The sequence below is a fragment of the Anaerotignum lactatifermentans DSM 14214 genome (assembly GCF_900142265.1).
Lineage (GTDB): Bacteria > Bacillota > Clostridia > Lachnospirales > Anaerotignaceae > Anaerotignum > Anaerotignum lactatifermentans.
Window position 1 is genome coordinate 1 of sequence record NZ_FRAH01000106.1, and the last position, 8,401, is coordinate 8,401.

The following is an 8,401-nucleotide window of genomic DNA, read 5'->3' on the forward strand; positions in this document are numbered from 1 at the left end:
GGTTTTCTTCTTCAAGTTGAGCGAGGCGTCTTTGAAGCTCTTTGACTTGTTTGGCAGTCATGACTTCACCATCATCTGTTTCAACAGTTGCGTATTGTTTGATCCAGCGAGTGAGAGCAGTCTGAGAAACTCCGTATTCTTTACAAAGGGCAGTTTGTGTTTTGCCACCAGATTGATATAGATTTACGAGTGTTCTTTTGAAGTCTTCGTCATAGCGAATACCTTTGCTGTTTGTTGACATGTAAATACCTCCTTTTGGTGTCTACTTTATTGTAATAGATAGTTACTTTATGTGTCCACTTTTTTAATATAGATCCAGAATTCATTAAAAAAGTGATTGTACATAAAGAAAATGCCTTGACCTATGTGTTTAAAAATGGGAAAGAAATCAGGATACCAATCAAGTGAAGGAGTGAGATGTTATGTCAGAAACAAAGGTGAAAATTATTCAGCCAAAAAATAATGAGAGCAAAATAGAAGAAACTGAAAAAAAGCTAAGGGTTGCCGCCTATTGCCGTGTAAGTACAAACAGCGAGGAACAGGCTACCAGCTATGAAGCACAGGTGAGTTATTATACAAATTACATACTGCAGAATCCAAAGTGGGAAATGGCTGGCATATTTGCAGATGATGGCATATCAGCTACAAACACCAAAAAGAGAGATGACTTTAATGCCCTGATCAATGCCTGCGTCAGTGGTAAGGTAGATATGGTTCTTACAAAATCCATAAGCAGGTTTGCGAGAAATACGGTAGACAGCTTATATCATATCCGATTACTAAAAGAAAAAAATATACCTATCTTCTTCGAAAAGGAACAGATCAATACTATGGAAGCTGCCGGAGAATTGTTAATCACAATATTAAGTAGCTTGGCACAGGAAGAAAGCCGAAATATCAGTGAAAACGTAAAATGGAGTTTAAGGAAGAAGTATGAAAGAGGCGGACTAAATACCAGCCGCTTACTTGGATACCAAAAAGGTGATGATGGGAAACTGCATATTGTACCAGAAGAAGCAGAGATCGTCAGATATATATTCATGAAGTATCTGGAAGGAAAAAGCAGTTGTGCCATAGCGAAAGATGTGACAGCGCAAGGGAAGAAAACGATTCGAGGAAACACAGTGTGGAATCCAGGTGTCATTGATAAGATCTTGCAAAATGAAAAATACATGGGAGATATGTTATCGCAAAAAACGTATACTAGCGATTTCCTAACAAAAAAACGAGAAAAAAATGTAGGCGCCCTCCCACAGTATTATGTTGAGAACTCACATGAACCAATTGTATCAAGAGAAATATTTTATATGGCGAGGGAAGAAAGAATTCGCAGAAATTCCCTTCGGAAATTAGCTACAGGAAATAGAGATAAAGAAGGAAAAAGCAAACACAGCGGCAAGTATGCATTAACAGAAATCTTGGTCTGTGGTGAATGTGGACGACCATATAGACGCCAAATATGGACAAAGTATGGAGATAAGAAAGCAGTGTGGAGATGCAGCAATCGTTTGACATATGGAAAAACTTACTGTAAAAACTCTCCAACACTGGATGAGGAAAGACTGCATGAAAGCATTTTAGAAGCATTGAATAGAATCATACGAGATAAGGATGCTTTTATGGATACCTTTAGGGAAAATGTAATGGCTGTACTACAGACAGATTTAGAATACAGAGAAGAAAGCAATGACGATATGAAAGAACTTCAAAAACAAATCAGGGAGCTCATTCAAAATAACAACATTACGGATGAGCAAGAAGAATATGAAATAATTAGCCGAAAGATTGATGAGATCAGAAGAGAACGCATTGAAAGGATAAAGAAGCGAGGTGCTGAGAAAAGTCAGGAGTTAAAAATGGAAAAAATATGTGGTTTCTTAGAGCGAAAGCATGAGCTAAGAGAATACGATGATAACCTTATAAGAGGTTTAATTAAAACCATTCGTGTAATTAACGAGCAAAAAATGGAAATACACTTTAAGTCCGGAACAGTAATGACACAAAGAATCATTGAGAAGGAATACTAAGAAAGAGTGGCAGAAACACTATCGTTTCTATAAATGCGAAAATCAAAGCTTCCTGGTTTCACAGGGAGTTTTGATTTTGGTATTTTACCAAGAGCAGTGTTTTGTGGCGAGTGCGGTAAACCATACTGCAGGCAGGTATGGAAAATGATAAAAATGAGAAACGAAAAGGAAAGTTAATCAGGCTTCTTAAGTCAAGTAAAGGTATCCAGCGGATATAAAAAGTTGTGTGAAGAAATACTTCAAAAATTGAACTTGCTCAAAGAGGAAAAGCAAGGGTCCGAAAATAATAAGGAAGAACGAAAACAGATAGAAACTTTGCTTGATAAGAAATTGGATTTGGTAAGTCTGCTGCGTCTGTAGAAGTATGATGATGCTTTTGTAAGGTGGTTGGTTAGCTTCATTAAATTAAAGGCATGTAAGGTTTAAGGTGGGAATAGTAGTGTAGGGAAAAATGGAGTCAGGCAAAGAACTATTAATGTATAGAAAAAAGAATGAGAAGAATATAAAAAATAATGGAATGTTCTTTAAGAAAATATATTCGATTCACTTTGCGAATTTATATTCAAGTGTAATGCGGCTGGCAGTATAATTGCTTTGGAAAAAATGCCAATACCTTATCACAATTACTGTATTTTCCATTGTAGATATGTACAATTCTTGATTTTTCCAGACTTATCTTTTATAATGGTTTTACGGTGAGTCTTTGTACCACCAAGATAGCCGTATGGAGGTATTCCCGTACGGCTTTTATGGTATCCATAGAAATTTATGGTCTATGTCAGAAAAATTGGAGGGGTGCAAATGGCTAACAAAACTCTGGTTCCCGATAAGCTACATGGGTATTTGCTTCAGGTAATACATATGCTCTATGAGCTTATTTCTGTCGATGACCGTGTTGTAAGTATTGAGAAACTGGATGATGTAGCTGTAGAAATTGATGGAAAGGTTATTGCTGAACAATTAAAAAGTGTTACATCTGCTAACAACCCAGTTGCCAATCGAGCTGCTGTATTTTGGAAAACACTTTATAACTGGTGCACTTATATTGAAGATGCTTCTTTGCCATCTGATGCTATTTTGCGGTTTGTTGTTGTTTCAAACAGTACTATTACCCCTGGTAGTATCCAAAAAACTTTTATGGATGCTCATTCTGATGATGAGGCACAAAAAGCACTAACATATGCAAAAAAAATTATTCTTCCTACATCTAAGCAAGAGTCAAATGTTAATATATATGCAACTTTGCCAGAGTCATATAGAGACTACATCAAATATCTTTTCGATGATACAAAATCTCAAATTGTCTGCAATATTATTAAATCCATAGAAATTGAAATACATAATGATACCTATAATGAAGATCTTTTGCGACGGTTCACCAATCAACCGGGACTACCTTCTGAATATGTTGATCTTCTTCTGACAGATATGCTCGGTTGGGTTACGCAAAAAGTGTTGTCCTTTACAAAAGAAAACATGCCTGCCTACATTTCCTCAGAAGATTATCGGAAAGCTCTGACGCTGCAAATTAGAGCATGTAACACAAATGCTGTTCTTAGGGCCATCTCATCACCGCCTTCACATATTGAGCAAAGCGGTGAAGTTGAGCGCTTAGATGCCTATATTAGACAGCTGAAGTTAATCGAGGTGGATGATTCCATCATCTTTGATGCGGCCAGCGATTTTTTACGAGCAAAAATTGATAAGATAGAGTGGGCACAGCGTGGTCTTATAAACGAACAAAGTTTTGACGATTATTATGATGCACTTTACCGAATCTGGGTGAATCAAAAACATCTTATGGGATTGCAATACAGAACAGACCCCATTTCTTTTGGAACAGCAGTATACTTTAAATGCAGAGATGATTCTGGACATCTAAAATTACAAGGTATCGAGACCCCTCCTTTCTTTGGTAGTGGGACCTTGCAGTTAATGGCAAATAATCCTGCTGATGCACCAAAAATTGGATGGCACCCACAGTATATAAAGCTATTGAAAGAGGATAATATATGAGAAATTTTGATATGGATGTAAGATATGTACAAAATCCAGCGATTGGTGCAGCCCTGCTCTGGCGGTTTACTTGTGGGTATTATGCTAACAAAAATCAGCCGGTACCTTTTCCTTTGTTGTTCGTAATTTTACCTATTGTGCTCCGCCAAGACCTATGCACTATAATTAAAAGCACACAAAAAGCCAGTGGTTTGCCAAAGGTATCAGAAAAACTATTTTCGGAAAAGCTAAACGATAGTATTTATTATGTGAATAACACTGCCATACAAATGCGTGAATTAACACTTGATTCATTTAATATTGCCGTTGAAGCAAATCTTGTGTCGCTTTCCACGGAAACCGCAACAGTATTTCCGTTACTTACAACTATGCACAAATATGTCCCCAAAGGAGACTGCAGAAATATGATAACAGCAGCTGAGAAACTTGGAGGATGGTGCTCAGAACTCACACTTCTCGAAATCGGAAAATGGTTGAAAGTGAGGTTTTAAAATGAATTTTGCAATAAACTCTGTCATTTTATGGTCACGAAAGCAAGAGTATCCCCCACGTATCTTGCCATTTAAAAGCAGGGCAGTCAATATAATTACTGGTGCTTCGCGCACTGGCAAATCAGCTCTTATCCCAATCATCGACTATTGTCTTGGCTCTGATAAATGTACTATTCCTGTGGATGTTATCCGTAATGCATGTTCATGGTTTGGCGTGCTTTTCGATATGGAGGGAGAACAAATTCTGCTTTGTCGACGCGAACCTGGAGATAAAGCATCAACTGGGGATATGTTTATTTCACGTGGCAAAGAAATAACTATTCCTGAATACATAGAAAAAAACGCAAATGTTGAATCCATTAAGAATATGCTAAACGAGTTGTTTGCAATGTCTTTTCTTGACCTTGATTCCAACGCAAGCATATTTCGCCCTTCATACCGCGATTTTGTGGCATTTCTTTTTCAGCCGCAAAATATCGTTGCTAATGCAGATGTTTTATTTTACAAAGCAGACACTATGGAACATCGAAAAAAACTCATTGATGTCTTCCCTTATGCACTTGGGGCTGTAACGCCTGAAATTCTCGCCAAACGAAAAGAATTTGAAAGGTTATCAAAGATATCTGAACGATTTCAGCGAGATCTTGATCAAATCAAAACCGTTGCTGAGGGATGGAAGCAGGAAGTTGCTGGTTGGTTGAGCCAAGCACATGAATATGGCTTAACTAATTATATCCCAAGTGACACGGATGAGTTTACCCGTCAGGTTGATGAGCTTCGCACTATTTCGCAAAAACGAATTACAGATGCCTCAGTTGCACCTGAACATATTACAGAACTGTCAAAGGATCTTGCAGCGTTGCGGCAAGAAGAACAGCAAATATCTAGCGAATTGTTTTCTGCACGGAAACGCCACACAGACATGCTTCAATTAATGCAATCCATGGGGAAATATGACAAATCACTGCAAATTCAGCTTGAACGTCTTGATATATCAACTTGGATACGGTCCAACTTGACAGAACGCAATATACTTCCTATTTTCCAACCAAGCCATGAAAATGTCATGGAAGATGTAAATGCTTTGTGCACTGCACTCGAACACATGGAACGCAGCACGACTGAGATGGTCGTTGTTCCAGCTGCTTTTGAGAGAGAACTTCAAATTGTTCAGGTACAAATACAAGAGTTAGCTGATAAATTGGAAGCTATTCAAAAACGTATTATAGTTGAGTCTCAAGCACTTGCAATCCAGCGCGAAGAAAGTTATACCATGGAATCTATTTCTCGTTTTCTTGGACGCATAGATGCCGCAATAAGCACTTATGAACGTATTGGCACAGATAGCGAACTTCAAGCTAAGCTCGACGAGGTAAACGCTCGCATAGAGCAATTGAAAAAAGAAATTAATGAGTCTGCAATAAGACGTAAACTGGACTATGCACTGGGTTTTTTGAAGACAGAGATGGGAAAGATTCTCACTCAACTAGATGTTGAACATCCTGATGATCCCGTAGAGTTTGTTATAAAAGATTTGACTGTGCGGGTAAAAAGCCAAACAGGACGTGATGATTATCTATGGGAGATTGGTAGTGCATCCAATTGGCTATCTTATCATATAGCATTGATATTGGCATTACAACGTTTTTTTCAAACCAAGTCGAGCGTGAATGTGCCAAACTTTATTATTTTTGATCAGCCAAGTCAAGTCTATTTTCCGCGTACTCGGTATTTTGCAGATGAGGATACACCGCAATTAAATGATGATGATAAAAATGCGGTTAGAAAGATATTTGATAGCTTATCCTCATTTGTAAAAAATGCAGGTTTTGACATTCAGATTATTGTGACTGAACATGCTGATGATGATATATGGGGAAACATACCAGATTCTTGCATTCATTTGGTTGAAAAATGGAGAAATAATGTTAAACTTGTTCCGATTGAGTGGTTAGAGTAAAAACTTTAGTCAACTTGTGTAACCATGTCTTCTTGCTAAATAGAGAAGGACTCACAGATGCATTAACTGTGTATGTGAGTCCTTTTTTGAATGTATTATTTTAATTCTTTTATTCCAATCTCTCAAACATATCACCTTACAGATACTTTCTTTCGATGAACTAGGTGGCTATGGCTTCTATTTGACCGTAGCCAATCTTATGAAGTTACTGATTTTTCTCAGCCTCACCTTTCTACATATCGTTGCTGATATACGTATAGTCGTTCATAACAATTTCAGTACGAAGTGTCCTAGCATACTGGACAGCGTTTTTGCATCTACGCTGATAGAGAGGCTATTAAGATAATGGCGTGATTTCGGTAGTGATATTTCTAAGAAAAATGGGAAAGCACGAATTAAAGAAATATGATGATAGCCTCATTAGAATCTTAATTCAAACAATCATTGTAGTGAACGAATGCAAAATTGAAATACACTTTAAGTTAGAAATGATAATGACACAAAGAATCATTGAGAATTAATACTGGTAAGAAGCCAATTATAACAATGCCATATCTTTAAATGCGAAAATCAAAGCTTCCTGGTTTCACAGGGAGTTTTGATTTTGGTATTTTACCAAAATTAAGATATTTCAATACTCATATTCTTTGGTAAAGAACAACGAAATAACATAATTCGACTAAGGAGCTTACGCTAAGGGGGTACCAGGTTCACAGGGCATACTTATCCCAGCCTTATGCAAGCTGGAGGAGGAATAAAGAGTGATTTCAGCAGAAAGTTTACAAAGCTTCAAAATGCTATAAGGCGTAAAATACTTTTCCGTGAGGAAGACATTGGAAAATAGTTTTTTGGAAAAATGCAGAAGTTGTTTTGCTGGTATTTCCAAGAGGATCGCAAGGGAGGATGACTTGACATGTTTGACATGAAAGATTCATGGAAAAATTATGATGAAGATGCCCTAATGGCAGCAGTGGACTATTTTGCGGAATTTTTGGAAAAACCGGATAAAGAAATCCTGCGTGAATGGGTGATGACACATGTTCCGGCAACAGAAGTATTTACCGGAGATATGGATGACGGCGACTTCCTTGATAATGAAGCACTCCTTGACCCGTTCCCAGAATTTACGGAAGCGTTTTCGCCGCATTCAGAAAGATGGGATTTATTTTGCATAACTTGTGAAGATATGTCTGGTGTCTGGCTGCAAGAGTGGGATACCTTCGATCCGAAAGTTTTGCAAGAGGTTGTTGAACTTTTTGCGTTGTTCGTTAAGGAGCCTCATGCAGAGATAGAAGACTGGGTACGGGATAACATCAACCCTTCTTGGGCATTGGAGTTTGCGCAGGATTATGAGAGTCAAGTGGATGTTATTTATTCTATGATGGGAGAAGCCCCTTTTTTGGCGTTTCATGAGAAATTTGCGCCTGGCACAAAAGAATGGACGTGGTGCTGCGGATTACTCATAGATATGGGGGCGGAAGATATAGAGGAAATAGATTCTTATGAAGCATGAGAAAGCATCAAGGACAGCTATAACAGAAATTTTATAGAAACTACTTTTTACAAAGAAAGCGCGGTATGAAAATCGAATTCGTACCGCGCTTTTGCTTTATTACTTTAGTGCTGAAGGCTGCAAAGCAGCCTTTAACAACCGCCCGCTCTGCGGGTGAGATTAAAGCTTAAGCAAAAAGCATCGTCCTTGTTGTAAAATAAGGGTGTTCAAGCCTAAATATTTTACATAAGAAAGGACGATGCTTTTATGGCAAACAGTTTAGCACACACAAAATGGGTATGCAAGTATCATATCGTATTTACACCAAAGTATAGAAGAAAAATAATTTATTATGAATTGAGAGCGGATATTCAAAAAATAATTAAAGATTTGTGTAAATGGAAAGGTGTAGAAA

7 protein-coding genes are annotated in these 8,401 nt (G+C 37.7%); 6 read left to right on the forward strand and 1 reads right to left on the reverse strand.

Annotated features, from left to right (window positions below; translation table 11 throughout):
• Positions 1-241 (reverse strand): transposase (locus BUB35_RS17065; protein ID WP_143185489.1); only part of this gene is annotated, 241 nt, incomplete at its 3' end.
• 181 nt (positions 242-422) lie between these two features.
• Here BUB35_RS17065 and BUB35_RS17070 point away from each other — a divergent pair.
• The 6 genes from BUB35_RS17070 to BUB35_RS17095 form a co-directional block, all read left to right on the forward strand.
• Complete coding sequence (locus BUB35_RS17070; protein WP_072853721.1) at positions 423-2,027, forward strand: recombinase family protein; 1,605 nt, start codon at positions 423-425, stop codon at positions 2,025-2,027.
• An 801-nt stretch (positions 2,028-2,828) separates the two neighbouring features.
• Positions 2,829-4,043, forward strand: a complete 1,215-nt coding sequence (locus tag BUB35_RS17075) for an ABC-three component system protein (protein WP_072853723.1) — start codon at positions 2,829-2,831, stop codon at positions 4,041-4,043.
• Complete coding sequence (locus BUB35_RS17080; RefSeq protein ID WP_072853725.1) at positions 4,040-4,534, forward strand: three component ABC system middle component; 495 nt, start codon at positions 4,040-4,042, stop codon at positions 4,532-4,534. The genes BUB35_RS17075 and BUB35_RS17080 overlap by 4 nt, the downstream gene beginning before the upstream one ends.
• Before the next feature lies 1 nt (position 4,535).
• Positions 4,536-6,494: a DUF3732 domain-containing protein gene (locus BUB35_RS17085; protein WP_072853726.1), complete on the forward strand. Its 1,959-nt coding sequence runs from the start codon at positions 4,536-4,538 to the stop codon at positions 6,492-6,494.
• 913 nt (positions 6,495-7,407) lie between these two features.
• The gene (locus tag BUB35_RS17090; RefSeq protein ID WP_072853728.1) at positions 7,408-8,007 is read left to right on the forward strand and encodes a hypothetical protein; all 600 of its coding nucleotides are present in this window, start codon (positions 7,408-7,410) and stop codon (positions 8,005-8,007) included.
• 246 nt (positions 8,008-8,253) lie between these two features.
• The coding region (locus tag BUB35_RS17095) for a transposase (protein ID WP_143185490.1) at positions 8,254-8,401 on the forward strand (148 nt) is incomplete at its 3' end.